A 25,172-nucleotide genomic window follows, 5' to 3' on the forward strand; every position below is an offset into this window, starting at 1 on the left:
ATGCCCTGCACTGCGAGGTGACGGACCTCCGGGAAGCGGGAATGTTGACAGGGTGATCCGTCCCATCCCGCGTTCTCGGCGTGTGCGCTTGGTCGTGCGCCTCGCCGTGGGCGTGCTGTCGATGGGCGTGGTCGTGGCTTCTGCGCTCGGCTGGGTCCAACTGCGCGCTCTGGATCGATCCACCCCGGTCGCCGAGGTGATCGACACCCCCGCGCCACCGGCCACCGGCGAGCAGAACATCCTGCTGGTCGGCCTCGACTCCCGCACCGACGCTCAGGGCAACCGCCTGCCCGAGGACGTGCTCGCCGCGCTCAACGCCGGCGACTCCGCGTCCGGCGGCGGCACCGCCGACTCGTTGACCGTCGTGCACGTCCCGGCGGGCGGCGGCCGGGCCACCGCGATCTCGGTCCCGCGCGACGCCTACGTCGATCTGGGACAGGGCCTCGGTCGCCACAAGATCAATTCAGCGTGGTCGCGAGCGGCGGCCCAGGCCACCGAGGCCATGACCGGGTCGGGGCCCACGGGCAGCACGAGCCTGTTCGCCGCCGAGGCCGCGGCGCCGCCGTCGCCGGACGACCCGGCGGTGGTGCGCACCGCGTCCGCCGCGGGCGCCCGCGCCACGATCGGCGCCGTGCAGCAGCTCACCGGGCTGCCGATCTCGCACTTCGCGGCGGTGAACCTCGCCGGGTTCGCCGACATCAGCACCGCGATCGGGGGCGTGCCGGTCTGCCTGCGCGCCCCGGCCCAGGACTCCTACACCGGCCTCGCGCTGCCCGCCGGGCCGCAGCAGGTCAGCGGCCCCCAGGCGCTCGCGTTCGTCCGCCAGCGCCACGGGCTCCCGGGCGGCGACCTCGACCGCATCGCCCGCCAGCAGGTGTTCCTCGCCGGCGCCACCGAGCGGCTGCTCTCGGCGGACACGGTCGCCGATCCGTTCGCGCTCGCGCGGATCACGTCGGCCGTGTCGCGGTCGGTCACCCTCGACACCGGGTGGGACGTGCTCGCCTTCGCCCGCCAGATGCAGGGCCTGTCCGCCGGCGCGGTCACGTTCCGCACGATCCCCACCGGCTCCACCGAGCTGAGCACCCCGTACGACGGGACGGCCGTCGCGGTCGACGCCGACACCGTCAGGGTGTTCGTCGGCACGGCGATCGCCGCCGACGCCGGCGACCCCGTCGCCCTCGCTTTCCTCGCGCCGCCGCCCCCGGCGGCCGTGCCCGACCCCTCGGTGGGCAGCGGGCGGGACCGCCTCGATGCCGTGTCCTCGGAGGACGAAGCGTCGGGCTCCGACGAGGACGGCGACGAGAGCGACGGGTCCGGCGAGGAGTCCCTCACGACGACCACCCCGACCGTCCCGCCGCTCTCCCCGACCCCGCCGATCACTGCCGCCGCGCCCGGCTGCATCAACTGACGGCCGGGGTTCGCCCGGACGCCGACCCCCCGGAACGAACGAACGGCGCTCTCGCTGCTTCCGAAGCAGCGAGAGCGCCGTTCGTTCGTGCGGGGGCGCGCTCAGCCGGCGCGCTCGGAGCCCAGGGTCACCGGGACGTCGCGCGGCTGACCGCCGGGCGAGGTGACGGTCAGCGTCACCGCGGAGCCCGGCTGCTGCGCACGGATCGCCGCGACGAGGCTGTCAGCGTCCGGGATGACCCGGCCGTCGACGCGGCTGACGACGTCGCCCTGCGCGAGGCCCGCCGCGGCCGCGGGGCCACCGGGCGTGATCTGCCCGAGCACCGCCCCGTCGGCCCCCTCGGCGACGCCGACCCCGAGCACCGCCCGGGTGGCGAAGCCCTGGGTGACGATCTCGTTGCCGATGCGCGCGGCCTGGTCGATCGGGATCGCGAAGCCCAGGCCGATCGAGCCCGACTGGCCGCCCGAGGACTGGCCCAGCGACGCGATCGCCGAGGTGATGCCGACGACGCGGCCCTGCATGTCGACCAGCGCGCCCCCGGAGTTGCCGGGGTTGATCGCGGCGTCGGTCTGGATCGCGTCGAGCACCGTCGCCTGCCCGGTCTGCGCACCGCCGCTGGCGACGGGCCGCTGGAGCGCGCTGACGATGCCGGTGGTCACCGTGCCCGACAGGCCCAGCGGGGAGCCGACGGCCACGACCTCCTGGCCGACCTGCAGCGACGCCGAGCTGCCGAGTGTCGCCGGGGTCAGCCCGGAGACGCCCTGGGCCCGCACGACGGCGAGGTCGGCGCCGGGGTCGGTGCCGACGACCTGCACGGGGGCGCGGGTGCCGTCCTGGAACACCGCGGTGAGGCCCTGCGCGGCGGCGCCACCCTCCGGCACGGTGCCCGAGCCCTCGAGCGGCGGCTGCTGCTGCTGCGCGGCCTGCCCGGCCTCGAGGACGTGGGCGTTGGTGAGGATGAGGCCGTCGGCGGAGATGACCACGCCCGAGCCCTCACCCGACGCGCCCTCGAGCTGGACGACGCTGGGCAGGACGGTCTGGGCGACCTGCTCGACGGAGCCCGCGGGCGCCGCGGCCGCCGGGGCGCCTGACCCGGACGGCGCCGACGAGAGCACCGAGGTGCCGGCGCCCGCGGACGCGGCCTCGTAGCCGACCGCGCCCCCGATGCCGCCCGTCACGAGCAGCGCGGCCAGCGCGCCGGCGACGAGGGCGACGGGACTCCGGCGCCGCGGCGGGCCGGGAGGCGGACCGAAGGGGCCGGGCGTCGTGGGCGGGGGACCGGGCGGACCGGTGGGGGTGTCGCCGAGGTGGCCGCGGCGGGACCACGGGTCGCCGGGGTGGCCGTAGGGCCCGCCGGCGGGGAGGCCGGAGCCGGGGGGCGCGGTGGGGTAGCCGCCGGGTCGCTCCCCGGCCGGGCCCGGGGGCAGGGTGCCCGTGCCCGCGGAACGTCCTGCGGGGTCCGCGGCGGGGGAGGGGGAGGTGGGGCTCGTGTCGCTCACCCTCACCACACTCGGCCCGGGAGCTGTGCCGACCCTGCGCTCCACCTGCGGAGATACTGAGAGGACGCCCTCGGTTCACCGCACGACGCGGTACCAGTGCTCCGTCTCGCCGGGGACCCTCTCGAGGCGCACGCGGTCGCCGTCGGGTCGCCGGAACAGCGGCGTGCCGTCGCCGAGGAGCACCGGGGCGAAGAACACGAGCACCTCGTCGAGGAGCCCCGCCGCGAGGCACTGCGCGGCCACGTCCGCGCCGAGGACGTTGACGTCGCGGTCGCCGGCCAGCGCCTTCGCCCGCTCGACCGCGGTCACGAGGTCGGTCGCGAACTCGACGCCGGCGGGCCGGTCGTCGGGGGGCCGGTGGGTGAGGACGACGACCGGGCCGTCGTACTGCCCGCCGAACGCGCCCTCCGCGTCGGTGCCCTTGTTCGGGTCGTCGCCGCCGTAGGTGACGCGCCCGACGAGCAGGGCCCCGAGGCGGCCGAGCAGCCGGTCGGCGGCCTCGTTCTCCCCGCCGAGGTGCTCGCTGAGCCAGGACATGTCGCCGCCCGGGCCGGCGATGAAGCCGTCGAGCGACGCGGTCGCGGAATAGATGACGGTGGCCATCGGGCTCCTCAGGGCCCCAGCAGGGCGTCGACGAACCGGTCCCAGGTGGGCTCCGGCGGCAGTTGGTGGCCCATGCCCTCGAGCTCGAGCAGCCGGGCGCCGGGGATCGCGGCGGCGAGCGCGCGGCCGTGCTCCACGGGGAACAGCGGGTCGTCGGTGCCGTGGACGACGAGCACGGGCAGGCCGGCGAGGTCCGCCATGGATGCGGGACCGGTCGGGCCGAGGTCCATGACGAAGTGGTTGGTCGTGCTCGCGGCGAGGTCGCGGGTCCGGGCGACGACCCGCTCGGCGATCGACTGCATGCGTGCGTCGTCGAAGGCGTCCGGCCCGGCGAAGGGGCGCTCGCCCTCGACGAGCGCCGTGACCGCCGCCGCGGGGTCCGACCAGTCCGGGGCAGGCCCCCGGTCGGCGAACACGGCCTGCATCTCCGGCGTGGCGCTCGGCAGCTGGCCGGCCGTCGGACCGATCGCCGTGGTCGCGACGAGGGTGAGCGCGCGCACCCGCTCGCGGTGCTCGAGGCCGAGTTCCTGCGCGATGCCGCCGCCCAGCGAGAGCCCGACGACGTGCGCGCTGTCGACGTCGAACGCGTCGAGCACGGCGACCGCGTCGGTGACGAGATCGCGCCCGGTGTACCCGGGGGCGCCGGCCGGCCAGGACGTCGAGGCGCCGGTGTCGCGGTGGTCGTAGCGGATGACCCGCTGCCCGCGGGCGACGAGGAGGGCGCACAGGTCGTCGTCCCACCAGTCGCGCGACCACCCGCTCCCGGCGATGAGGAGCACCGTGGGGGCCTCGGCCTCGCCGAGCACCTCCGCGTCGATCTCCACGCCCTCGCCGACCTCGACCAGCACGGCGACCCCCTCCGGTTGCGTTCTGCCACCGGTAGTGGAGCGGACGACCGAAGTGGTTGTCAAGTGCAACCGGTCCGGGTGGCGATCACAGCTCGCGCACAGGTCGGGCACACGACCCGTCCACGGTCGCGCCCGACGCTCGGGGTCATGGCCACCGCGACCCCGCTCCGCGCCCCGTCCGCCCTCCGCGCGCCGATCGCGGCGACCGGCGGCGTCGTGCTCGACGTCGTCGTCCCCGTCCTCGACGAGGAGCGCGACCTCGGTCCGTGCGTCCGGCGGCTGCACCGGCACCTGACGCACGGGTTCCCCTACCCGTTCCGCATCACCGTCGCCGACAACGGCAGCGCGGACGCGACGCCGGCGGTGGCCGCGGCGCTGGCCGCCGAGTTCGCCGAGGTCACCGTCGTCCACCTCGCCGAGAAGGGCCGCGGGCGGGCCCTGCGCGCGGTGTGGTCGGCGTCGGACGCGCCGGTGCTCGCCTACACCGACGTCGACCTGTCCACCGACCTCAACGCGCTGCTGCCGCTCGTGGCCCCGCTGATCTCCGGGCACTCCGACCTCGCGATCGGATCGCGGCTGGCAGCGTCGGCGCGGGTGGTGCGCGGGGCGAAGCGGGAGGTCATCTCGCGCTGCTACAACGTGCTGCTGCGCGGCACCCTGCGCACCCGCTTCTCCGACGCGCAGTGCGGCTTCAAGGCGATCCGCGCCGACGTGGCGCGCCGGCTGCTGCCGCTGGTGGAGGACACGGGCTGGTTCTTCGACACCGAGCTGCTGGTGCTCGCCGAGCGCTCGGGCCTGCGGATCCACGAGGTGCCCGTCGACTGGACCGACGACCCCGACTCGCGGGTCGCCGTGGTGGCCACCGCGATGGCCGACCTCCAGGGCGTCGTGCGCGTCGGCCGGGCCCTGGCCACCGGCGCGCTGCCGGTCGCCCGCCTGCGCCGGGAGATCGGGCGCGCCGACGAGGTCGCCGGCGTGACGCCCGGACTCACGGCGCAGCTGGTGCGCTTCGCCGGCATCGGGATCGTCTCGACGCTGGCGTTCCTGCTGCTCTACACGCTGTTCCGCGGGGTGCTCGGGCCGCAGCCGTCGAACCTGCTCGCGCTCGCGGTCACCGCCGTCGCCAACACCGCGGCCAACCGGCGCCTGACCTTCGGCATCCGCGGGCGCCGCCACGCCGGCCGCAGCCAGGCCGAGGGCCTCGTGGTGTTCGGCCTCGGGCTGGCGCTGACGTCGGGCTCGCTGGCCCTGCTCGGCGCGCTCGCCCCGGCCGCGAGCCACGCGGTCGAGCTCGCCGTCCTGGTCGCGGCGAACCTCGTCGCGACGCTCCTGCGCTTCGTCGCCTACCGCGCCTGGGTCTTCCACCCGCGCCGGCAGCAGTCATGAGGGATGTCAGCGGAGTGGCTCCGCTGACGTTCAGTGTCCGTAACTCCACTCCGATCATGAACCCGGAGCACCGATGACCACCGCGACCGCCCCCGACGTCGCCGCCCCGCCCGCCCCGCCGACCGACCCACCCCCGCGCGGCGCCTGGCCGCGGCGCGCCTGGCGCGGGCGGGCCGAGGACCCGCGCTGGGTGCGCCCCGCCCTGCTCGGGCTGCTCGCCGCCACCGCGCTGACCTACCTCTGGGACCTCGGCGCGTCCGGCTACGCCAACACCTTCTACGCCGCCGCCGTGCAGGCGGGCACGCAGTCGTGGACGGCGTGGCTGTTCGGGGCCCTGGACGCCCCGGGCCTCATCACGGTGGACAAGCCGCCGGCGTCGCTGTGGGTCATGGTGCTGTCCGGGCGGCTCTTCGGGTTCTCGAGCTGGTCGCTGCTCGCCCCGCAGGCGCTCATGGGCGTCGCCGCGGTCGGGCTGCTGTACCTGACGGTCCGCCGCTGGTCGGGGCCGCGCACGGCGCTCGCGGCCGGCGCCCTGCTCGCCGCGACGCCGGTCGCCGTGTTGATGTTCCGGTTCGACAACCCCGACGCGCTCCTCGTGCTGACCATGGTCGCCGCCGCGTACACCACCACGCGGGCGATCGACGCCGCCGGCCGCCGCGCGGGCACCTGGTGGCTCGTCGGCACCGGCGCGCTCGTCGGCCTGGGCTTCCTGACCAAGCAGCTGCAGGTGCTGCTCGTCGTCCCGGCGCTCGCCCTGACCGTGCTCGTCGTGGCGCCCTCGCGCCCCCGCCGTCGCGTCGGCGACCTGCTCGCCGGCGGTGCGGCGATGGTCGTGTCCGCCGGCTGGTACGTCGCGCTCGTCGAGCTCTGGCCGGCGTCGTCGCGGCCGTACATCGGCGGGTCGACGACGAACTCGCTGCTCCAGCTCGCGCTCGGCTACAACGGCCTGGGCCGCCTCCTCGGTGGCGAGGGTCCGGGCGGCGGCGGTCGGGGCGGGCCCGGCGGCCCGCCCGCGGGAGCACCTCCCGGAGGCATGGGAGGACCCAGCGGCCCCGGAGGCGGCGGCTTCGGCGGGAACCCCGGTGTCGGCCGGCTGTTCACCACCGAGTTCTCCGGCCAGGCATCCTGGCTGCTGCCGGCGGCGCTGGTGCTGCTCGTCGCGGCGCTGTGGGCGTTGCGCGGCACCCCGCGCACCGACCGCACCCGCGGTCTGCTGCTCCTCGGCGGCGCCTGGACGCTCGTGCACGCCGTGGTCTTCAGCGCGATGAGCGGGATCATCCACCCCTACTACGCCGTGGCCCTGGCACCCGGGATCGCGCTCACGACCGCGGTCGGGGCCTCGGTGCTCTGGCGCCGGCGCGCGGCGACGTGGCCCCGCGTCGTGCTCGCCGTGGTGGTCGCCGGGACCGCCGCGTGGAGCGCCGTCGTGCTCACCCAGCACGGCTGGCTGCTCGGGGCGCGCTGGGTGCTGCTCGTTGCCGGGGTGCTCGGGGCCGTCGCGGTGCTCGTCCCGCCCGCCCGCTGGGGCCGGGTGGCGACGGCCGGCGCGGTCGCGGCGCTCGTCGCCGTCCTCGGGGGCCAGGCGGCCTTCGCCGCGGTCACCGCGACCACCCCGCACACGGGATCGATCGTCAGCGCGGGTCCGGGGACGCTTAGGGACGGGCGCGGCGGCCCGGAGGGCGAGATCCCGTCACCGGCGCTCGTGGCCCTCGTCCAGAGCGCCGGGACCCGCTGGGCCGCGGCGACGGGCGGGGCCCAGGGCGCCGCGAACCTCCAGCTCGCCACCGGGGTGCCGGTGATGGCGCTGGGCGGGTTCTCGGGCAGCGACCCGGCGCCGACGCTCGCCGGGTTCCAGGCGGCCGTGGCGGCCGGGGAGGTCCGTTACTACGTCGAGGGGGGCGGAAGCGGCGGCCGGATGGGCGCCCGCGGCACCAGCGGTGAAATCCGTGCGTGGGTGCAGGCGCACTTCACGCCGATCGACGTCGCGGGGAGCACCGTGTACGACCTGGGCGCCCCGCGCCCGTAGGTCCCGCTGGACCACCGGCTCCGGCCGGTCCCCGCGAGGGCCGCGCGGACCCTCCCCTCGGGTCCGCGCGGCCCTCGCCTGCGGGGCTCAGATCGGGCGGTACGCCTCGACGAGGTGGCCGAACACGACGACGTTGTCCTCGTAGCTGCGGGTGCTCTCGTTGAAGACGCCGCCGCAGGTGATCAGCCGGAGCTGGCCGTCGTCGGTCGGCCCGTAGACCGCCTCGGTCGGGAACGCGTCCTTCGCGTACTGCTCGACGCGGTCGACCGTGAAGACGGCCGTCGTGTCGTCCTCGCGGTGCACCTCGACGGCGTCGCCGGGGCGCATGTCCTTGAGGCGGGCGAACGCGCCGGCCTCACCGCGGAAGTTGACGTGCGCGGCCAGCACGGCCGGCCCGATCTCGCCGGGGCTGGCGCTCTGCTGGTACCAGCCGACGGTCGAGGCGCTGCGCGGCACGTCGAGCGAGTTGTCGTCGCGCAGGCCCAGACCGGTCGTCTGGTCGGTGGCCAGCCCGATCGACGGGGCGTCGATCCCGCTGATCGGCGACGACGGCAGGGGCGTCGGCACCGCGACGCGCTCGGCGACCGGCAGCGAGTGGGCGCGCGGCCCCTCGTCCTCACCGCCCCCCACGAGCGACACGAGCACGCCCACCGCGAGGAGCGCGAGGACGATGGCGGTGATGCGGCCGGTCACGCCGCCGAATATGCCCCCACGGCGTGACGACGACTCCGGCGGTGCCTCGGCGACCTCGGGGGCCTCGGGCGCGGCCACGTCAGCCGGCCGCCCGGCGCGCGGACACGAGCTGGCCGCCGCGCACGGCGCCGGCCCCGGCACCGATGGCCGCGATCGCCAGGAAGATGACCTGGCCGGCGTTCGGGCCGGAGTCCGAGCCGTCGCCCGCCGCGATGCCGCCGACCGGGTAGCCGGTGTAGGCCACGCCGCCGACGCCGCGGTCGCACGCCTGGCCGTCGTTGTCGCCGTCGAGGTTGTTCGGGTCGGACGGGTCGGCGATGAGCACCGCCTGGGCGTCCGCGGTGTCGGCGAAGTTGATGCAGTTCAGATCGTTCGACGGGACCACCGGGGTCACGTAGCCGTAGTACGGGTTGCCCGGGCCGTAGTAGGCCGGGGGCACGGTGACCGTCTCGGTCTGCGTGTGGGTCGACGGCGTCGAGGACGTCGTCGTGGTGGTGGTGGTCGTGCCTGTGCCGGGGAGCTCCGGCAGCTCGATCTCCGGGATCTCCGGTCCGTCCTCCCCGCCCAGCAGGCCGCCCAGGTTCCCCAGCGTGTCGCCGAGGAAGTCACTGACCCCGCCCACCGGGTCCGAGAGGTCCAGCGGGCCCGCGGCCGACGCCACCCCCGCCGTGGAGATCATGCCCGCCGCCACCAGCCCGACCAGCGCGGTGACCCCGCGTCGACGCCCGTTCGCCATTCCCCGACCCGCCCCGTGATTCGTCCGATGTGTCCGGGGGCTCCACGTCTACGGCTCCCCCGTTCGACCTAACGGAGCAGAGACGCAGAGGGTACGGACGAGTACGGGCGGTGCTCAGGACCCGGACGGGCGCCCCGCGGCGTCCAAGCGGGCGACGGCCTGGTCGGGCAGGCGCAGCGAGCCGGCGGCCACGTTCTCCTCGAGGTGGGCGGGGTCGCCCGTGCCCGGGATCGGCAGCACCGTCGCCGACCGGCGCAGCAACCACGCCAGCGCGACCTGCGCCGGCGCCACCCCCAGCTCGCCGGCCACGTCGGCCACCGCTCCCGGGTCGGCCACCGCGCCGACGGCCAGCGGGAAGAACGGCAGGTACGGGATGCCCGCGCCGGCGCAGTGGTCGACCAGCGGGTCGTCGTCGCGCTGCAGCGGGCTGTAGAGGTTGGACACCGTGGCGACCTCGGTCATCCGCTCGGCCGTCCGGACCTGGTCGAGGTCGACGTTGCTCAGCCCGATCGCGCCGATCTTGCCCGCGTCGCGCAGCTCGAGCATGGTGCCCAGTGCCTCGGCGAACGGCACGACGTCCGGCCCGCCGTCGTCGATCCAGCGCAGGTGCGCGACGGGCACCGACTCGACCCCGAGCACCCGCAGGTCGCGCTCGGCGCCCTCGCGCAGCTGCTCGGGACGCAGCGCCGGCGCCCAGCCCGCGTCGTCGGTGCGCCGCCCGCCGAGCTTCGTGACGAACACGAGGTCGTCCGGGTACGGCCGCAGCGCCGCGGCGAGGATCTCGTTGGCGACGTCCTGGTCCGGCGTGCCGTAGTACCAGGCGGTGTCGATCACCCGGACGCCCAGCTCGACGGCCCGCCGGCACACCGCGACCGCGCGCTCGCGGTCCGTCGGCGGTCCCCACACCCCGGGGCCGGGCAGCCGCATGGCTCCGAACCCCATGCGGGGCACCTCGCGCCCCGCGAGACGGACGGTGCCGGCGTCGGTCGCGCTGACGGTCATGCGGACCACCCCAGCACACGGCGCCACCGCCGGCAGGTCGGCGATCACTCACCCGAACGGGTGTTCTCAGTCTCGTCTCAGCCATGGACACCGAGAGTCGGTAACGGCGTTCACTCTCCGTGCGACGACTCGGCGTGACGGCCGAAGGGTTTCGGCCGCGAGGACCCGATGAGGAGCAAGGATGAGGGGTCGACGGAGCAGCCGCAGCGCCGCGGTCGTGCTGGCCGGCTGTGTGGGCCTGGCGGTGATGGCGCCGGGTCTGGCGCTCGCCGCGGAGGTGCCGAGCCTGACGACGAAGTCCGACTGCGAGGCGGCCGGCTACACGTGGACCACCGCCGGTGTGTGTGACGACACCCCGACCTCCACGACGACGACCACCACGGAGTCCTCCGGCGGCGGGAGCACCGGCTCCTCGGGCGGCTCCGCCTCGTCCGACTCGACCGGTGTCGGCACAGGCAGCACGACGGGCACCGACGGCGGCAACACGACCGGCACGCCGGCGGGCACCCCCGGCACCGGGACCGCCACGGGCACCGCCGGCACGACGGGCACCGCCGGCACGACGGGCACCGCCGGCACGACCGGCACCGCGGGCACGGCGAACCCCGCCGCGGACGACTCCAGCGCCGCCGACGACACGACCCCGGCGCCGTCGGCCACTCAGCGGCGGGCGGCGGAGTCCCTCGTGGGGCCGAACGCGCTGAGCGCCGACGCCACGTCCGCTCTCCTCGCCGACGACCTGGTCCCCGGCCTCGACGGGCTCGGCCTCGACTTCTCCGACCTCCCTGTGCCGCTCCCGACCGGCGGCCTGGACTTCCCGAACCTCGAGATTCCCGCACTGCCGGCGGACGGCGTCTTCACCAGCCCGCGGGACGCCTGCGCCTACCTCGCCGGTTCGGTGCCGGCGCCAGCACAGGGTGCAGAGCAGCTGGCTGCGGCGTTCGAATCCTTCTGTGGGTCCCTGCCGGAGAGCTTCACCGACTTCGACCCGAACACCATCCTCGGCGGCCTGCTCGACCTCCTGAACAACCTGCTCAACGCGCTGCCGGACGCCCCGGGCAACATCTCGACCGAGGCGCCGCAGTACGTCCCCGCCGACTACTGGGGCTACTGGCACCACCAGTACGACGTCGACTGCCCCGAGCTCACCTACGACGAGGCCAACCAGATCCTCGACTGGGACTCCTCAGACCCGTTCCGTCTCGACCGTGACAACGACGGCGAGGCCTGCGAGGACAACGCCCACGGGAACCGCGTCGAGTCGGTCGAGTACATCGGCTACCCCGTCGGCGGGGTCGCGACGGGCGACGGCAGCACCGACTCCGGCGCCTCGGGCGTCGAGGTCGCGCTGGCCGCCGGCGTGCTCTCCGGTCTCGGCGTGACGGGCCTGGCGCTCGTCCGGCGCTTCGCGCGGCAGGGCTGAGGTCATGGCCACCACCACCGAGCAGCGCAGCAGCAGCACCAACGGCACCAGCGGCACGACCCGGGCGACGATCGGCATCCTGGTCGTCCTCGCGCTGCTCGCGGTGGTGGCCTACCTGTCGGGCGACCCCTCGCAGCGCGTCGGGCCCGCCGCGGCGGACCTCCCGGCCGACCGCACGGCGGTGGCGCTCCCGCTGGAGCCCGCCACCACGACGAACCTGCGCGTCCCGTCGATCGGGGTCGACACCCGGCAGCTCAAGGAGCTCGGGCAGACCGAGGACCGTCGCCTCGAGGTGCCGAAGGACGCCACGACCGTCGGCCACTACGCCGGCGGCGCGGCCCCCGGCGAGCGCGGGCCGGCGATCTACGCCTCGCACGTCAACTACCGCGGCGTCGACGGCGGCTTCGCCCGCCTCGCCGACGTCGAGGCCGGCGACCAGGTGCTGATCGACCGCGCCGACGGGGTCACGGTGGTCTACTCCGTCGACCGCGTCGACGAGGTCGGCAAGAACGCGTTCCCGACGGCCCAGGTGTACGGGCCGACCTCGGGTGCGGAGCTGCGGCTCATCACCTGCGGCGGCGAGTTCGACCCCAGCGTGCGCAGCTACGAGGACAACATCATCGTCTTCGGGCACGCGGTGGAGGCCTACCGGGCGTAGGCCCGTACGGCACACCCCGGGCGGCCGGGTCCCCTCACGGGGGCCCGGCCGTTCGGCGTTCTCAGGTGCCGCACAGGCGCCGGTCAGCCGCGGCACACCGGACGGGCGGAACGTCGGGTGCATGACGACGATCGCCACGGCGCCGACCGTGCCCCTGCTCGACGCCCCACCGCGCCGGCGCGGGGCCCCGGTCGCCGCGGTGCTCGCCGTCGTCCTCGGCGCTGCGACCGTCGTCGGCGCCTACCTCCTCGCCGTGCTCGACCCCGCGGGCCGCGCCCTCGACGACGCCGTGCTGCACGCCGCGACGAGCCTCGGCCTGCGCGGCGAGGGCCTCACGCTGCTCGAGCTCGTCGGCGTCCCGACGGTGGCGTTCGCGGTCGTGGTGCTCGCCGGCATCGCGATCGCCCGCGGACGGGGCGGGCGCGCGGTCGGCGTGGTGGCCCTGGTGCTCGGCGCCCAGGTCGTCACCCAGCTGCTCAAGGCGGGCCTGGCCCGCCCGGACTCGGTCGACGCCAACTCCCTGCCCAGCGGCCACGTCACGCTCGTCGCCTCGCTGGGCCTCGCCCTCGTGCTGGTGGTGCCGCGCCTGCTGCGCCCGCTCGCCGCGCTGGCCGCCGTCGCGGTGACGGGCGTCGCGGGGGTGGCGACGATGGTCGCCGGCTGGCACCGCCCCAGCGACGTCGTCGCCGCGGTGGGCGTCGTGGTGGCGACGGCCGGGGTGGTCAGCCTCGCGGGGGCGCTGCTCCCGGGGCGACGGCGTCCACGATCTGCATGACCGACTCCCACCGCGTCACCACGCGCCCGAAGCCGTGGCGCACGAGCGCGTCGGCGAGCTCACCGCGCCGGAACACCCGCATCTGACCGACGCGGCCGAAGACCTCCGTCGCCCACCGCGTCGGGCCGGGCCCGTGGGAGGGGACGGCGACGGCGAGCCGCCCGCCGGGGCGCAGGACCCGGACGATCTGCGCGAGCGCGGTGTCCAGGTCGGGCACCAGGTGCAGGCACAGCGAGCAGCAGAGCGCGTCGACCGTGCCGTCGCGCAGCGGGAGGTCCATGGCGTCGGCGCGGACGAAGACGGTGGTGTCGCCGGGGACGGCGTGCGCGGCCCGCCGCAGCATCGGCGGCGACAGGTCCGCGCCCACGACGAGCCCCGACGGTCCCGCGGCGTCGGCGAGGCGGCGGGTGTGCGTCCCCTGCCCGCAGGCGAGGTCGAGGACGGTCTCGCCGCCGACCAGCTCGAGGCGGCGGTCGACGGCGTAGAAGTCGCGGACCAGGCCGCCGACCGCGCCGGGCAGTCGGTCGCGCACGCGCTCCCCGGAGCCGAGCACGAGGTCGTAGGCCCCGGCGCCCCCGACCGACTCCCACAGGTCCTGGATGCGGCCCCGCGACCCCGGGTGGCCCTCGACCAGGTCGAGGAACGGCCCCGTCGTGTCCGCCGGCAGCGGGACCGACAGCAGCGTCGCGAGACGCTCGACCGCGCTCGCGGACGGGCTCACCCGCGGCCCCGGACGGCGTCGCGCAGCGCGTCGAACTCGCCGACGACGGCGTCGGCGAGGTCGTGCAGGTCGGGCATCAGCTCGGCGCAGGCGAGCAGGCCGATGTCGAGCTGGTCGACGTAGCTCTGCACGGTGATGTTGAGGCCGACGGGGTCGGCGACCGCGGACACCGGGATGTAGTGGGTCATCGCGGCGCCGCCGAGGTACAGCGGCTCGCGGGGACCCGGGACGTTGGAGACCACGGTGTTGAACGGGGCGGGGGCGATCGAGCCCCACCGGGTCAGGGCCCGGCTGACCGCACTCACCGTCGCGGGGACGCCGAGCCCGGCGGCGTCCGGGCTCAGCTCGCCGGGCAGCGCGGCGAACACCTGCTTGGCGACGCGGAGCCCGTCGTGGGCCACGCTCAGCCGCTCCACCGGGTCCTCGACGTCGGTCGGGAGCGCGGCCACGGTGGCCGAGACCCGGTTGGTCCACTGCTCGTCCTCGCCGCCCTCGCGCAGCGACACGGGGATCATCGCCGTCAGCGGCCGGTCGGGCAGCTCGCCGCGCTCGAGCAGCCAGCGCCGCAGGCCGCCCGCGCAGAGGGCGACGACCACATCGTTGATCGTGGCGCCGGCCTCCTTGCCCACCGACTTGACCTCGGCCAGCGGCAGCGCCCGGTGCGCGAAGCGGCGGTACCGGCTGACCGGGGCGTTGAACGGGGTGGGCGGCGTGACCAGCGGGGGCAGGCGGGGGAGGTCCTGCTCGGGGTCGCGCTCGCGGCCGACGTTGAGCACCGAGCCCAGCGGGCCGCGCAGGCTGCCGCGCACCCGGTCGGCGAGGTCGATCACCGCGGGGTTGCGGCTGGCGCGGGCCACGCTCTGGCCCGCCCGCGCGGCGAGCAGCAGCCCGCGCGCCGGGCGGCGCAGCCCGTTCGCGGCCGCCCGCGCGAGCACGCCCGCGGTCGACGGGGGCGCCTCGGCCTCCCACTCGCCCGCGTGGCTCGGCGCCTCGGCGTCGGGGGTGTCGTCGAGCATCAGCTCGAGCAGGTCCGCGCCCGCGGCCCCGTCGATCGTGCTGTGGTGGATCATCGTGAGGATCGCGAACCTGTTGTCCGACAGGCCCTCGATGACGTGCGAGACCCACAGCGGGTGGTCGCGGTCCATCGGCGCGGCGACCAGGCGGCCCACGAGCTCGTCGAGGTCGTCGTCGGACCCGGGCGGCGGGACGGCGCTGCGCCGCACGTGGAAGTCGAGGTCGAAGTCGGGGTCGTTGATCCAGTAGGGGTGGTCGAGGCCGAACGGCACCTCGACCAGGCGTCGGCGCAGGGGCTCGAGCTGGTGCAGGCGGTCGGCGAGCTGGCGGCGCCACACGGGGTGGGGCTCGAAGTCCGGGTCGTCGGGCCGCTGGAGGATCAACAGCTGGCTGACGTGCAGGAACTGGTGGTCGTCCTCCAGGTCCAGGAAAGCCGAGTCCAGACCCGACAACTGCTTCACGGTGGGTGACCTCCTCGTCGACGCCCTCGGCGAGTACCCAGTCTGTCGGCACGGTCCGCGCGCGACCAGGCGCACCCCCGGACGCATCCGGGCTCGCCGGGTTCACCTCATCGACGGACTCAAGTCGGGATCCCCGGCGTCCGTAACCTCCAAGCGTCACATCCGTTGAGCGATCCGGGGGGAGGGTCACCCGATCGGTGGTGCACCCCGGATCGCACGGACGGACGGAGAGCCAGCCATGGGCAGGCACCAGATGGCGGCGTCGACGTCGGCCCGCGCCCGGGTGGCCCTGGGTGCGCTCCCGCTGGTCGCCACCGTCGGCGCCATCGGCGTCGGCTCCGTGGTGATGAGCCCGACCGCCGCGGAGGCGCCCCTCGAGCGCCCGGGCGGGGGTGTCGGTGGCCTCGGTCCCGCGGCGCCGCTGCCCTTCGTGCCCGCACTGCCCGGCGCCCCGGTCACCGTGCTCGACCTCGCCAGCACCGGCGGCCCCGTCGCCGCCGACCCGATCGTCCCCGGCCGCACGGTCGGCGCCGCGTCCCCGGGTCGGGGAGACGCCGAGGCCGCCCCGCGCCGCACTGCGCGCGCCGGTGCGGCGGGCGGGGGCGGCACCGTCGCCCGTGCCACGGCTGCCCGCGATGCCGACGCCCCCGCGCGCGGGGGTTCGGGTGGTGGCGGCGGCTCGGTGGATCGCGACGACTCCGGGGGCGGCTCGGCGGGCTCCGGGGGCTCGTCCGGTTCCGGTGGCTCGGGTGGGTCCGGCTCCTCGGGTGGGTCGGGCGACTCCGGTGGCTCCGGGGGTCGGGGCGGTGGCCTCGTCGGCGGTCTCCTGGGCGGCGTGGGGCAGACCGTCTCCGGCGCGACCTCAGTGCTCTCGTTCGGCGAGTCGTCGCCGTCGCTGCTCTCGTTCGACGCCTGACGCGCTGACCCCGCGGGTGCGCCCGCCCGGCGCCCGCCCGGAACCGCCGAAAGGCGCCCACGGCCCGCCTGTCCGAGCGATGGTGCCCTTCGCTCGGAACCCCGGCGCACGTCACGCGGCCATTTACATAGTTAGGTGATACAACGGTCTGGTGACCGCACCGACCGACGCCCGGCTGGCCACCGCGGCCGCGCTCGACGCGTTCGCGACCTGGGCGATCCGCGCCACCGCGAGCCGTGAGCTCAGCCTGACCACCGCGTCCACGCTCGCGACGCTCGACCGCGACGGGCCGCAGCGGCTCTCCGACCTCGCCGTCCGCGAGGGCGTGACCCAGCCGAGCATGACCGCGCTGGTCAGCCGCCTGGAGCGCGACGGCCTGGCCGCCCGCGGCGACGACCCCGCCGACCGGCGCGCGGTCGTGGTGACGCTGACCGACGCCGGCCGCGACGTCCTCGCCGACCGGCGCACGCGGCGCGCGTCGCGACTCGCCGACCTGCTCGACGAGCTCGAGCCCGGCGAGCGGGAGGCGGTCGAGGCCGCTGCGGCCGCGCTGTCCCGCCTGACCCTGACCACCCCCGCACCCGCACGAGGAGCGTCGTGAGCACCGCCAGCCCGTTCCGCCAACCGAAGGCCGTCTGGGCGGTGGCCTTCGCCTGCGTCATCAGCTTCATGGGCATCGGGCTCGTCGACCCGATCCTGCCCGCGCTGGCCACCCAGCTGGCGGCGACGCCGGCGCAGGTCTCGCTGCTGTTCACGAGCTACCTGCTCATCACCGCGGTCGCGATGCTCGTGACCGGCTGGGTGTCCAGCCGCATCGGCGCCAAGGCCACGCTCGTCACCGGGCTGGTGATCATCGTGGTGTTCGCGGCGCTCGCGGGCGCCTCGGGCTCGATCGGCGAGATCGTCGGCTTCCGCGCCGGCTGGGGCCTGGGCAACGCGCTGTTCATCGCCACCTCGCTGGCGGTGATCGTGGCGTCCGCCAGCGGCGGCTTCGCCGGGGCGATCATCCTCTACGAGACCGCGCTCGGGGTGGGCATCGCGCTCGGTCCGCTGGTCGGCGGCCTGCTCGGCTCGGTGAGCTGGCGCGCACCGTTCTTCGGCGTCGCCGTGCTCATGGCGATCGCGCTGGTCGCGACCCTCGTGCTGCTCGACAAGACCCCCAAGCCGACCACGAAGATCGGGCTGCTCGACCCGATCCGCGCGCTGCGCCACCGCAGCCTGGCGACGATCGCCGTCACCGCGTTCGCCTACAACTGGGGCTTCTTCACGCTGCTCGCGTACTCGCCGTACTCGATGGGCGGGCTCTCCGAGCTCGGCCTCGGCGGCGTCTTCACGGCGTGGGGGGTGCTGGTCGCGATCTTCGCGGTGTTCGTCGCCCCGGCTCTCGAGCGGCGCTTCGGCACGGTGCGGGTGCTCTACGTCGTGCTGGCCCTGCTGGCCGTCGACCTGCTCGTCATCGCGGCCTGGGACGACACCCCGGCCGTCGTGATCGGCGCGGTGATCGTCGCCGGCGCCATGATCGGGCTGAACAACACGCTGGTCACCCAGGCCGTCATGTCCGTGGCGCCGGTCGCGCGGCCCGTGGCCTCGGCGTCCTACAGCTTCGTGCGCTTCCTCGGCGGCGGCCTCGCCCCGTGGATCGCGGGCCTGCTCGCCGACGCGTTCCTGCCGGACACGCCCTTCTGGGTCGGCGCGGGCGTCGTCACCCTCGGCATCGTCGTGCTGGCCACCGCGCACCGTCTGCTGCGCGCGGTCGAGACCGGGGAGACCACGGTCGACCCCGAGCACACGGAGAGCGACGAGGACTCCGACCGCCCCGTCCTCGTCGCCGTCGACGGCGCCCCGCACGCCCCCGCGGTCGCCGCCGCCGGCGGGCGCCTCGCCGCCCTGACGGGCTCGCCGGTCGTCGTGGTGCACGTGCCCGAGGACGCCGTGGTCGACGGCGCGACCGCGAGCGACGGCGACCCCGGCCTCGACCGCTCGGTGGCCGCCGCCCGCGAGGCCCTCGGGCCCGACGGTGCGGTGACGACCGAGACGCTGGCGCCGGCCGGGGACCACGGCGACGTCGGCGCCGCGCTGGCCGCCCTCGCCCGTCGGCGCCACGCCCGCGCCGTCGTCGTCGGCCCGCCGCGCGGGGGCGCGCTCGCCGCGGTCGTCGCGCCCAGTGCGGACCGGGCGCTGTGGATCCAGGGACCGTGCCCCGTCGTGGTCGTGCCCGACGAGGACCCGGCACCGACGGCCGTCGGGCGCTGACCCGCACACGCGAACGGGCCCGGCCCACCGTGACGGTGGACCGGGCCCGTTCGGGTGCCCGTGGGCTCTGCTCAGGCCGGGATGCCCGGGAGCTCGAACTGGCTGGGGAGCTCCGGGAGGTAGTCGCTCAGCACCGGGAGCTGCGGGAGGGTCGGCGCGTCCGGGAGGCCCGGCAGCTCGACGCCGTTGAAGGTGTTGTGCTGGCCGTTGCCCTGGCCGATGACGTTGCCGGCGTCCGCGCCGATGTTGCTGCCCTCGGACGTGACGTTGTTGTTCTCGTCGATGTGCGACTCCGACGCCGAGGCGAACGGCGCGGCGGCCATGAGACCGGCGGTGACGCCGACGGTGACGAGACCCATCTTCTTCAGCACGTGAACTCCTGGGGGTGTGGGGAGCGGGAGGAGTGGGGCCGTGCGTGTAGACCCCGGACACACGACGGTCCGGCCACGACGAGGTGACCGGACCGTCGCGCGGGTCCTGTTAGGAGGTCGGGAAGGTCGGCAGCTCGATGGGCACCTCGGGCAGCTCGGGGGTCTCGGCGCCCAGCACGCTCACGGCGACGTTGTTGCCGCTGACGTTGCCGTTGAGGATGTCGTTGCAGACGATGTTGAGGGCGTTGGCCCCGCCGATCGGCGCCTGGATGAGGGCGTTGCCGAGGACGGCGTCGCCGTCGATGCCGCCGTTGGCCTCGGACGAGCCGCCGGTGACGTTGCAGTCGGACGACGAGCCGTGGTCGGAACCGTGGCCCGATCCGTGGTCCGAGTCGTGGCCCGACTCGTGGGCGGAGGCGAACGGCGCGGCGACCATGAGGCCGGCGGTGACGCCGACGGTGACGACGCCCAGCTTCTTCAGCACAGGAACTCCAGGGGTTTGTCGGGGGAGCGGGGCGTGGAGCCGACTGGATGACAGCGCAGCGCCGTTCGCCTCAGACGGACCAACGAGGTCGTGATGAGCGCGTTACCTGTTTCCGGCCCATGTCCGCCGAACGGGGGATAGATCGTCGGGAACCTGCAGGTCACGCGGACGCACGAAGGCCCGGCCACCTCGCGGGTGGCCGGGCCTTCGTGGGCTCGCGGGACTACGGCAGCGGGAGCGCGGGGATGTCGGCGCCCAGCACGCTCACCGCGACGTTGTTGCCGCTGAGGTTGTCGTTGAGGATGTCGTTGCAGACGATGTTGCCGACGTTCGCTCCGCCGATGGGCGCCTGGACGAGGGCGTTGCCCAGGAACGAGTCGCCGCCGATGCCGCCGTTGGCCTCGGACGAGCCGCCGGTGACGTTGCAGTCGGACGACGAGTCGCCGTGGCCCGAACGGTGGCCCGAACCGTGGTCCGAGTCGTGGCCCGACTCGTGGGCGGAGGCGAACGGCGCGGCGACCATGAGGCCGGCGGTGACGCCGACGGTGACGACGCCCAGCTTCTTCAGCATGTGGAACTCCATGTGTGTCGGGGAGCGGGCGTGGGGCCGACAGGACGAGAGCGCGGCACCGATCACCTCGGACGGAGCAACGAGCACGTGACGGGAGCGTTACCTCCCGGCGGGGTGCTCCACCCGATCGGGTGCGGGAACGCGACAGGCCCGGGACGCACGAAGGCCCGGCCACCGAGCGGTGGCCGGGCCTCCGGACGAGCAGTCGCTCAGAGGACGTCCACGGCGACGTCGTTGCCGCTGAGGTTGCCGTTGAGGATGTCGTTGCAGACGATGTTGCCGAGGTTGGCCCCACCGATGGGCGCCTGGGCGAGCGCGTTGCCCAGGAACGCGTCGCCGTCGATGCCGCCGTTGGCCTCGGCCGAGCCGCCGGTGACGTTGCAGTCGGACGACGAGCCGTGGCTCGAACCGTGGCTCGAACCGTGGCCCGAACCGTGGTCCGAGTCGTGGCCCGACTCGGTGGCGGAGGCGAACGGCGCGGCGACCATGAGGCCGGCGGTGACGCCGACGGTGACGACGCCCAGCTTCTTCAGCATGTGGAACTCCAGTGGTGTGTCGGGGGAGCGTGCGTGGGCCGGACGGATGGGGCATGCCGGTCCTCGCTCGGACGGGCTCAACGAGGCCGCGACGGCTCCGTCACCTCTCGACGCGGCGGACGACCCGAACGGGTGACATCGCGGGCGCCGGACGGTCCCACGGACCCGGACGCACGAAGGCCCGGCCACCGATCGGATGGCCGGGCCTTCGGACGAGCAGTCGCTCAGAGGACGTCCAGGGCGACGTTGTTGCCGCTCAGGTTGTCGTTGAGGATGTCGTTGCAGACGATGTTGGCGAGGTTCGCCCCACCGATCGGCGCCTGGACGAGCGCGTTGCCCAGGAACGAGTCGCCGTCGATGCCGCCGTTGGCCTCGGACGAGCCGCCGGTGACGTTGCAGTCCGAGCTCTCGTGCCCACCGTGCTTCTTCTTGTGGTGGTGGCCGCCGTCGTCGTGGGCCTCGCCCGCCGACGCGAACGGGGCCGCCACGAGCAGACCCGCGGTGACGCCGACGGTGACCATTCCGGCCTTCTTGAGCACTGTTCCCCCAGGGGAGTCGTCGTTGGAGCGTTCACGGCACGGCGGGCCGTTCGGGGCTGGACCGCCGGAGGTGGGCCGCCGCGAGGGCGGCCCACCGTTCGCGTCGGGACCGGGCGGACCCGGTCACGTCACGTCGTCTCAGATCGGCAGGAGCCCACCGGCGACGTCGATGGCGACGTTGTTGCCGCTGAGGTTGTCGTTGAGGATGTCGTTGCAGACGATGTTGAGGGCGTTGGCGCCGCCCACCGGGGCCTGCGCGAGCAGGTTGCCGGCGAACGTGTCGCCGCCGATGCCGCCGTTGGCCTCGGCCGAGCCGCCGGTGACGTTGCACGAGCCCGAGTCCTCGCTGCTGCCGTGACCACCGTGACCACCGTGGCCACCGTGGCCGTGGCCGCCCTCGGTGGCGGAGGCGAACGGCGCGGCGACGACGAGTCCGGCGGCGACGCCGATACCGACGACACCCAGCTTCTTGATCACATGTACTCCTCGGAGAGCTTGTCGGGGGAGCGGGACACACCCGGTCGGTCCGCCCGTGAGATCGGGCAAGGACGCGGGGGCGTGTCCCCGAGGAGTCACCGCCCCGGACCACGAGGGTCCGCGGGATGACGTCGGGGTCTCAACGACGCGATCACGGGGCGGTTACGCAGCGGATCTGAACTGGCCGTGTCCGTGACGATCCGTGATCGCAGAGGGCTGATCGGCGACGCCCTGCGTCCTCCGTCCGGGGCTCCGACGCGTCAGCCGTTCGGCGCAGTGGCCCCGGTGCTCGCGGAGCCGGAGAGTGGCCACACCACCAGATCAGGGGGCGGTCCGTCAGCAGATCCACCGACGCCCGGCGTGAGCCCCCGGTCGGCGCAGGCTGCTCCGGCCGTGCGGGACCATGAGCCGGTCCCTTCGACAGAGGTGGTGGGTGTGGGTCAGGCCCTGCGCGAGCTGGTCGACGACGTGCTCGACCTGGAACGCATCGAGCGCGACATCTTCCGCGGCCGCAGCCCGCGCGAGTCGCTGCTGCGGGTGTTCGGCGGCCAGGTCGCCGGCCAGGCGATGGTCGCGGCCGGACGCACCGTCGACGACGACCGCGGCGTGCACTCGCTGCACGGCTACTTCCTGCGCCCCGGCGACCCGTTCGCCCCGATCGTCTACGAGGTCGACCGCACCCGCGACGGGCGTTCCTTCACCACGCGCCGCGTCACGGCCGTCCAGCACGGCGAGACGATCTTCACGATGTCGGCGTCGTTCCAGCGGCCCGAGGAGGGCGTCGAGCACCAGGCGCCGATGCCGGAGACGCCGGGGCCGGAGGGCCTGCACCGGCGCGACATGCCACCCGTGCCGCGCGACGAGCCCGCGTACACGACCACCGGCCGGGCGCTGACCTGGCCGCTCGACGTGCGCTACGTCGACCACGCGCCCTGGGACGAGACCGCGGACCGCGACGCGCGCAACCGGGTGTGGGTGCGCGCCGACGGCGAGCTGCCGGACCCGGACGAGGCCGGTGGCCGCCTGCTGCACGTCTGCGTCCTGACCTACGCCAGCGACCTCACCCTGCTCGAGGCGGCGGTGTTCCCCCACGTCGTGGGCGGCGCGGCGTCGGGGCGGGTCAGCCTGGCCAGTCTCGACCACGCCGTCTGGTTCCACCGCCCGTTCCGCGCCGACGAGTGGCTGCTCTACGTGCAGGAGTCGCCGAGCGCGGGCGGGGGCCGCGGTCTGGCCGCCGGGCGCTTCTACACCCGCGACGGCGTGCTGGTGGCCTCCGTCGTGCAGGAAGGGCTCATCCGCCGGCGCTCGTCGTAGGAGTCGGCTCCCTCCGTCTCCGCCTCCGACGCCTCCTCCGGCGTCGGCGTGGCCGCCGCGTCCGCGGCGCGGCCGAACAGCTCGAAGTCCGCGGGCTCGAACCGGCGCGTGCGCCACCAGTACCGCACGGTGGAGCCCGGCCAGGTGGTCCGGTCGACCCCGGCCGCGTCGAGGTACAAGCTCGTGCACCCGCCGCGGGTCCAGATGCCCCGGCGCAGGCGGCGCTGCACGGCGGCATTGCTCCGCTGCTGCACCTCGGCGCGCACGTCGAACCCGCCCATGCCGGTGGCGTGCACGGTGGTGATGGCCTGCGCGACGTAGCGGGTCTGGCACTCGATCATGAAGACGACCGGGTTGTGGCCCAGCCCGGTGTCGGGGCCGAGCAGGAGGAGGAACAGGTTGGGGAAGTCCGACACCGTCATCCCCAGGTGCGTGGCCATCCCGTGCTCGGCCCAGACCTCGCGCAGCGTGCGCCCGCCGCGGCCGACGATCTCGAGGCCGTCGAGGGCGTCGGTGACGTGGAAGCCCGTGCCGTGGACGATGACGTCCACCTCGCGCTCGGTGCCGTCGCCGTCGACGATCGCGTGGGGCCGGACCTCGCGCACCCCGCCCGTGACGACCTCGACGTCCGGGCGGGCGAGCGCCGGGTAGTAGTCGTTGGAGACCAGCACCCGCTTGCCGCCGATCGAGTGGTCGGGCGTCAGCTTCGCGGCCAGGTCGGGGTCGCCGACCGAGCGCGCGATGTGCCGGGCCACCAGCGCCTCGACCGGCTTCAGCGCCTTCGGGTGGAGGTGGAAGGCCACCGCGCGGGACTCGAGCGCGGCGGACATCGCGGCCCGGTAGGCGCGGTGCGCGCGCGGGTGGCGGGCGAAGAAGGCGCGGCGGCGCGCCGAGAGCGGCCCGTCGTTCTTCGGCAGCACCCAGGCCGGCGTGCGCTGGTAGAGCTGCACCTCGGCGGCGACCTCGGCGATCTCCGGCACGAACTGGACCGCGCTGGCCCCGGTGCCGATCACCGCGACGCGCTGGCCCCGCAGGTCGACGTCGTGGTCCCACTGCGCGGAGTGGAACGCCGGGCCGGCGAAGGTGTCCGCGCCGGGCAGGTCCGGGACGTGCGGCCGGTGCAGCGCGCCCGTCCCCGCGACGAGGAAGCGGGCGCGCCACGTCGTGCCGCCGCGGGTGTGCACCGTCCAGGTGCGGTCCTGCTCGTCCCAGGTGGCGCCGGTCATCTCCTGGCCGAAGCGCACGTGGCGGCGCAGGTCGTGGTCGTCGGAGAGCGAGTACGTGTGCGACGGGATGTCGCACGCGCAGCCGGGATGGGTGTTGTCGCGCCAGGTGCCGCCCGGCGCGTCGGCCTTCTCCAGCAGCACGACGTCGGTGATGCCGGCGCGGCACAGCGCGAGCAGCTGCCCCAGCTCCGCGAACCCGGACCCGACGACGACGACCTCGTGGGTGGTCTCAGGCGCCGACACGGGCGGACTCCTCCTGCGGGATCACGGTGGTCAGCTCGCCGGCGGGCGCATCGAGCAGCCCGGCGAGGTGCGCGGCGACCTCGGCCGCGCGCTCGAGGTTGATCATGTGCCCTGCGCCGGGCAGCAGCACGATCCGCGCGTCCGGCAGCTCACCGGCGATCGCGCGGGCGTGGTGCTGGGGGCAGAGCCGGTCGCGGTCGCCGACGAGCACGACGGCCGGCACGCCCCGGAGCGCGGCGAGGGCCTCGCGCCGGCGGTGCTCGCCGATCGACAGGCGGAAGGCGGCGACGCTCGGCGGGTGGGCGGCCAGGGCCTGCTCGGCGACCGAGAGCACGTCGGCCGGCCGGGGGTGGCGCCCGAACACCAGCGCCCGCACGCTCGGGGCCAGGAGGGTGGCGCGGGTGCGGGGGCGGGCGCCGCCGGCGCGGCCGACGTCGCCGATCTCGCCGGCCGGCGCGCGGTGGCCCAGCCGGGCCATGAGGGGGACGAGGACGTGCTCACCACGGGCGACGAGGCGGCCGCGCCGTCCCGAGAGTCCGAGGTCGAGCTGGTCCATGTCGTCGCTGGCGGTGGCGACGAAGGCGATCCCGACGACCCGCTCGGCCACCAGCCGCGGATGGCGCTCGGCCAGGGCCATGAGCGTCATGCCCCCCATGGAGTGGCCGGCGAGCACGAGCGGGCCGTCGGGGACGCGCTCGCCGATGAGGGCGGCGAGGTCGTCGGCGGCGGTGCCGATGGTCGCGGTGCCCTCGGCGGCCGCGTCCGAGCCGCCGTGGCCACGGTGGTCGTAGCGCAGGATCCGCGTCGTCACCCCGCTGCGGCGGAGGTCGTCGACGACGCGGTCCCACGACCGCAGGTCCTGCGACCACCCGTGCACCAGCAGGAGGGTGGGCGCACCGTCGGACGCGCCGGACTCGGCGACGCGCAGCCGCGTCCCGTCCGGCGTGGTGAACCGGTCGACGTCCTCGCCCACGACGTGCCCCTTCCCC

26 protein-coding genes are annotated in these 25,172 nt (G+C 75.3%); 10 read left to right on the forward strand and 16 right to left on the reverse strand.

Features of this window, described 5'->3' with window-relative positions; translation table 11 throughout:
* Positions 1–196 precede the first annotated feature (196 nt).
* Positions 197–1,408, forward strand: coding sequence for an LCP family protein (locus tag ACQPX6_RS03655; RefSeq protein WP_433785500.1), 1,212 nt, complete (start codon positions 197–199; stop codon positions 1,406–1,408).
* Between the two features lie 101 nt (positions 1,409–1,509).
* Here ACQPX6_RS03655 and ACQPX6_RS03660 read toward each other — a convergent pair whose 3' ends face one another.
* The 3 genes from ACQPX6_RS03660 to ACQPX6_RS03670 form a co-directional block, all read right to left on the reverse strand.
* Entirely contained in the window at positions 1,510–2,907 is a 1,398-nt protein-coding gene (locus ACQPX6_RS03660; protein WP_433785501.1) for a S1C family serine protease, read from the reverse strand.
* A 75-nt stretch (positions 2,908–2,982) separates the two neighbouring features.
* Entirely contained in the window at positions 2,983–3,510 is a 528-nt protein-coding gene (locus ACQPX6_RS03665) for a dihydrofolate reductase family protein (protein ID WP_433785503.1), read from the reverse strand.
* An 8-nt stretch (positions 3,511–3,518) separates the two neighbouring features.
* Positions 3,519–4,358: an alpha/beta fold hydrolase gene (locus ACQPX6_RS03670; protein WP_433785505.1), complete on the reverse strand. Its 840-nt coding sequence runs from the start codon at positions 4,356–4,358 to the stop codon at positions 3,519–3,521.
* 147 nt (positions 4,359–4,505) lie between these two features.
* Between ACQPX6_RS03670 and ACQPX6_RS03675 the strand changes: the two genes are divergently transcribed.
* Positions 4,506–5,744 carry a glycosyltransferase gene (locus ACQPX6_RS03675; RefSeq protein ID WP_433785507.1) on the forward strand — a complete coding sequence of 413 codons (1,239 nt, stop codon included), beginning with the start codon at positions 4,506–4,508 and terminating at the stop codon, positions 5,742–5,744.
* Between the two features lie 73 nt (positions 5,745–5,817).
* Positions 5,818–7,770, forward strand: a complete 1,953-nt coding sequence (locus tag ACQPX6_RS03680; RefSeq protein ID WP_433785508.1) for an ArnT family glycosyltransferase — start codon at positions 5,818–5,820, stop codon at positions 7,768–7,770.
* A gap of 87 nt (positions 7,771–7,857) precedes the next feature.
* Here ACQPX6_RS03680 and ACQPX6_RS03685 read toward each other — a convergent pair whose 3' ends face one another.
* From ACQPX6_RS03685 to ACQPX6_RS03695, 3 genes are all read right to left on the reverse strand, one after another.
* Complete coding sequence (locus ACQPX6_RS03685) at positions 7,858–8,463, reverse strand: class F sortase (RefSeq protein WP_433785509.1); 606 nt, start codon at positions 8,461–8,463, stop codon at positions 7,858–7,860.
* Positions 8,464–8,542: 79 nt separating this feature from the next.
* The gene (locus ACQPX6_RS03690; RefSeq protein WP_433785510.1) at positions 8,543–9,199 is read right to left on the reverse strand and encodes a hypothetical protein; all 657 of its coding nucleotides are present in this window, start codon (positions 9,197–9,199) and stop codon (positions 8,543–8,545) included.
* Positions 9,200–9,313: 114 nt separating this feature from the next.
* Positions 9,314–10,201, reverse strand: coding sequence for an aldo/keto reductase (locus ACQPX6_RS03695; protein ID WP_433785511.1), 888 nt, complete (start codon positions 10,199–10,201; stop codon positions 9,314–9,316).
* Between the two features lie 181 nt (positions 10,202–10,382).
* On the opposite strand from ACQPX6_RS03695, the gene ACQPX6_RS03700 reads away from it, so the two are divergent.
* The 3 genes from ACQPX6_RS03700 to ACQPX6_RS03710 all read left to right on the forward strand — a co-directional run bounded on the left by ACQPX6_RS03700 (position 10,383) and on the right by ACQPX6_RS03710 (position 13,057).
* The gene (locus ACQPX6_RS03700) at positions 10,383–11,624 is read left to right on the forward strand and encodes a hypothetical protein (protein ID WP_433785513.1); all 1,242 of its coding nucleotides are present in this window, start codon (positions 10,383–10,385) and stop codon (positions 11,622–11,624) included.
* 4 nt (positions 11,625–11,628) lie between these two features.
* Positions 11,629–12,282 carry a sortase domain-containing protein gene (locus ACQPX6_RS03705; protein ID WP_433785514.1) on the forward strand — a complete coding sequence of 218 codons (654 nt, stop codon included), beginning with the start codon at positions 11,629–11,631 and terminating at the stop codon, positions 12,280–12,282.
* 121 nt (positions 12,283–12,403) lie between these two features.
* Positions 12,404–13,057, forward strand: a complete 654-nt coding sequence (locus ACQPX6_RS03710) for a phosphatase PAP2 family protein (protein ID WP_433785515.1) — start codon at positions 12,404–12,406, stop codon at positions 13,055–13,057.
* Here the strand turns inward: ACQPX6_RS03710 and ACQPX6_RS03715 are convergent.
* On the reverse strand, positions 13,005–13,778 hold the full coding sequence (locus ACQPX6_RS03715) for a class I SAM-dependent methyltransferase (RefSeq protein WP_433785516.1): 774 nt from the start codon (positions 13,776–13,778) through the stop codon (positions 13,005–13,007). The genes ACQPX6_RS03710 and ACQPX6_RS03715 overlap by 53 nt on opposite strands.
* Positions 13,775–15,253, reverse strand: coding sequence for a WS/DGAT/MGAT family O-acyltransferase (locus tag ACQPX6_RS03720; protein WP_433785517.1), 1,479 nt, complete (start codon positions 15,251–15,253; stop codon positions 13,775–13,777). The genes ACQPX6_RS03715 and ACQPX6_RS03720 overlap by 4 nt, the downstream gene beginning before the upstream one ends.
* 238 nt (positions 15,254–15,491) lie before the next feature.
* Here ACQPX6_RS03720 and ACQPX6_RS03725 point away from each other — a divergent pair, with 238 nt between their 5' ends.
* The 3 genes from ACQPX6_RS03725 to ACQPX6_RS03735 all read left to right on the forward strand — a co-directional run bounded on the left by ACQPX6_RS03725 (position 15,492) and on the right by ACQPX6_RS03735 (position 18,422).
* Positions 15,492–16,169 (forward strand): hypothetical protein, encoded by a 678-nt coding sequence (locus ACQPX6_RS03725; protein WP_433785518.1) that lies wholly within the window; start codon positions 15,492–15,494, stop codon positions 16,167–16,169.
* Positions 16,170–16,320: 151 nt separating this feature from the next.
* The gene (locus tag ACQPX6_RS03730) at positions 16,321–16,770 is read left to right on the forward strand and encodes a MarR family transcriptional regulator (protein WP_433785520.1); all 450 of its coding nucleotides are present in this window, start codon (positions 16,321–16,323) and stop codon (positions 16,768–16,770) included.
* The gene (locus ACQPX6_RS03735; RefSeq protein WP_433785522.1) at positions 16,767–18,422 is read left to right on the forward strand and encodes an MFS transporter; all 1,656 of its coding nucleotides are present in this window, start codon (positions 16,767–16,769) and stop codon (positions 18,420–18,422) included. Before ACQPX6_RS03730 ends, ACQPX6_RS03735 begins: the two co-directional genes overlap by 4 nt.
* Before the next feature lie 71 nt (positions 18,423–18,493).
* Here the strand turns inward: ACQPX6_RS03735 and ACQPX6_RS03740 are convergent, their stop codons facing one another.
* The 6 genes from ACQPX6_RS03740 to ACQPX6_RS03765 all read right to left on the reverse strand — a co-directional run bounded on the left by ACQPX6_RS03740 (position 18,494) and on the right by ACQPX6_RS03765 (position 21,400).
* Positions 18,494–18,793 carry a hypothetical protein gene (locus ACQPX6_RS03740; protein ID WP_433785523.1) on the reverse strand — a complete coding sequence of 100 codons (300 nt, stop codon included), beginning with the start codon at positions 18,791–18,793 and terminating at the stop codon, positions 18,494–18,496.
* 109 nt (positions 18,794–18,902) lie between these two features.
* Complete coding sequence (locus ACQPX6_RS03745) at positions 18,903–19,277, reverse strand: hypothetical protein (RefSeq protein ID WP_433785525.1); 375 nt, start codon at positions 19,275–19,277, stop codon at positions 18,903–18,905.
* Positions 19,278–19,500: 223 nt separating this feature from the next.
* Positions 19,501–19,848 (reverse strand): hypothetical protein, encoded by a 348-nt coding sequence (locus tag ACQPX6_RS03750; RefSeq protein WP_433785526.1) that lies wholly within the window; start codon positions 19,846–19,848, stop codon positions 19,501–19,503.
* A 209-nt stretch (positions 19,849–20,057) separates the two neighbouring features.
* On the reverse strand, positions 20,058–20,384 hold the full coding sequence (locus ACQPX6_RS03755) for a hypothetical protein (RefSeq protein ID WP_433785527.1): 327 nt from the start codon (positions 20,382–20,384) through the stop codon (positions 20,058–20,060).
* Positions 20,385–20,608: 224 nt separating this feature from the next.
* Positions 20,609–20,905 carry a hypothetical protein gene (locus ACQPX6_RS03760; RefSeq protein ID WP_433785528.1) on the reverse strand — a complete coding sequence of 99 codons (297 nt, stop codon included), beginning with the start codon at positions 20,903–20,905 and terminating at the stop codon, positions 20,609–20,611.
* Positions 20,906–21,061: 156 nt separating this feature from the next.
* Positions 21,062–21,400, reverse strand: coding sequence for a hypothetical protein (locus tag ACQPX6_RS03765; protein ID WP_433785530.1), 339 nt, complete (start codon positions 21,398–21,400; stop codon positions 21,062–21,064).
* Between the two features lie 435 nt (positions 21,401–21,835).
* Between ACQPX6_RS03765 and ACQPX6_RS03770 the strand changes: the two genes are divergently transcribed.
* On the forward strand, positions 21,836–22,714 hold the full coding sequence (locus ACQPX6_RS03770) for an acyl-CoA thioesterase (protein WP_433785531.1): 879 nt from the start codon (positions 21,836–21,838) through the stop codon (positions 22,712–22,714).
* On the opposite strand, the gene ACQPX6_RS03775 is transcribed toward ACQPX6_RS03770, so the two are convergent.
* Positions 22,645–24,183 (reverse strand): flavin-containing monooxygenase, encoded by a 1,539-nt coding sequence (locus ACQPX6_RS03775; protein ID WP_433785532.1) that lies wholly within the window; start codon positions 24,181–24,183, stop codon positions 22,645–22,647. The genes ACQPX6_RS03770 and ACQPX6_RS03775 overlap by 70 nt on opposite strands.
* A complete protein-coding gene (locus tag ACQPX6_RS03780) occupies positions 24,170–25,156 on the reverse strand; it encodes an alpha/beta fold hydrolase (protein ID WP_433785534.1) in 987 nt (328 codons plus the stop codon). Before ACQPX6_RS03780 ends, ACQPX6_RS03775 begins: the two co-directional genes overlap by 14 nt.
* Between the last annotated feature and the right edge of the window lie 16 nt (positions 25,157–25,172).

This window comes from Actinomycetospora sp. CA-101289, from assembly GCF_050955895.1.
In the GTDB taxonomy this organism is placed as follows: Bacteria; Actinomycetota; Actinomycetes; order Mycobacteriales; family Pseudonocardiaceae; genus Actinomycetospora.

What these genes read in the sequence shown, in the direction of transcription:
- ACQPX6_RS03665 (WP_433785503.1), bottom strand. Translation starts at nt 3,510, where the DNA reads ATGGCCACCGTCATCTATTCCGCGACCGCGTCGCTCGACGGCTTCATC.
- ACQPX6_RS03755 (WP_433785527.1), bottom strand. Translation starts at nt 20,384, where the DNA reads ATGCTGAAGAAGCTGGGCGTCGTCACCGTCGGCGTCACCGCCGGCCTC.
- ACQPX6_RS03725 (WP_433785518.1), top strand. Translation starts at nt 15,492, where the DNA reads ATGGGCAGGCACCAGATGGCGGCGTCGACGTCGGCCCGCGCCCGGGTG.
- ACQPX6_RS03700 (WP_433785513.1), top strand. Translation starts at nt 10,383, where the DNA reads ATGAGGGGTCGACGGAGCAGCCGCAGCGCCGCGGTCGTGCTGGCCGGC.
- ACQPX6_RS03675 (WP_433785507.1), top strand. Translation starts at nt 4,506, where the DNA reads ATGGCCACCGCGACCCCGCTCCGCGCCCCGTCCGCCCTCCGCGCGCCG.
- ACQPX6_RS03690 (WP_433785510.1), bottom strand. Translation starts at nt 9,199, where the DNA reads ATGGCGAACGGGCGTCGACGCGGGGTCACCGCGCTGGTCGGGCTGGTG.
- ACQPX6_RS03750 (WP_433785526.1), bottom strand. Translation starts at nt 19,848, where the DNA reads ATGCTGAAGAAGCTGGGCGTCGTCACCGTCGGCGTCACCGCCGGCCTC.
- ACQPX6_RS03695 (WP_433785511.1), bottom strand. Translation starts at nt 10,201, where the DNA reads ATGACCGTCAGCGCGACCGACGCCGGCACCGTCCGTCTCGCGGGGCGC.
- ACQPX6_RS03705 (WP_433785514.1), top strand. Translation starts at nt 11,629, where the DNA reads ATGGCCACCACCACCGAGCAGCGCAGCAGCAGCACCAACGGCACCAGC.
- ACQPX6_RS03680 (WP_433785508.1), top strand. Translation starts at nt 5,818, where the DNA reads ATGACCACCGCGACCGCCCCCGACGTCGCCGCCCCGCCCGCCCCGCCG.
- ACQPX6_RS03710 (WP_433785515.1), top strand. Translation starts at nt 12,404, where the DNA reads ATGACGACGATCGCCACGGCGCCGACCGTGCCCCTGCTCGACGCCCCA.
- ACQPX6_RS03760 (WP_433785528.1), bottom strand. Translation starts at nt 20,905, where the DNA reads ATGGTCACCGTCGGCGTCACCGCGGGTCTGCTCGTGGCGGCCCCGTTC.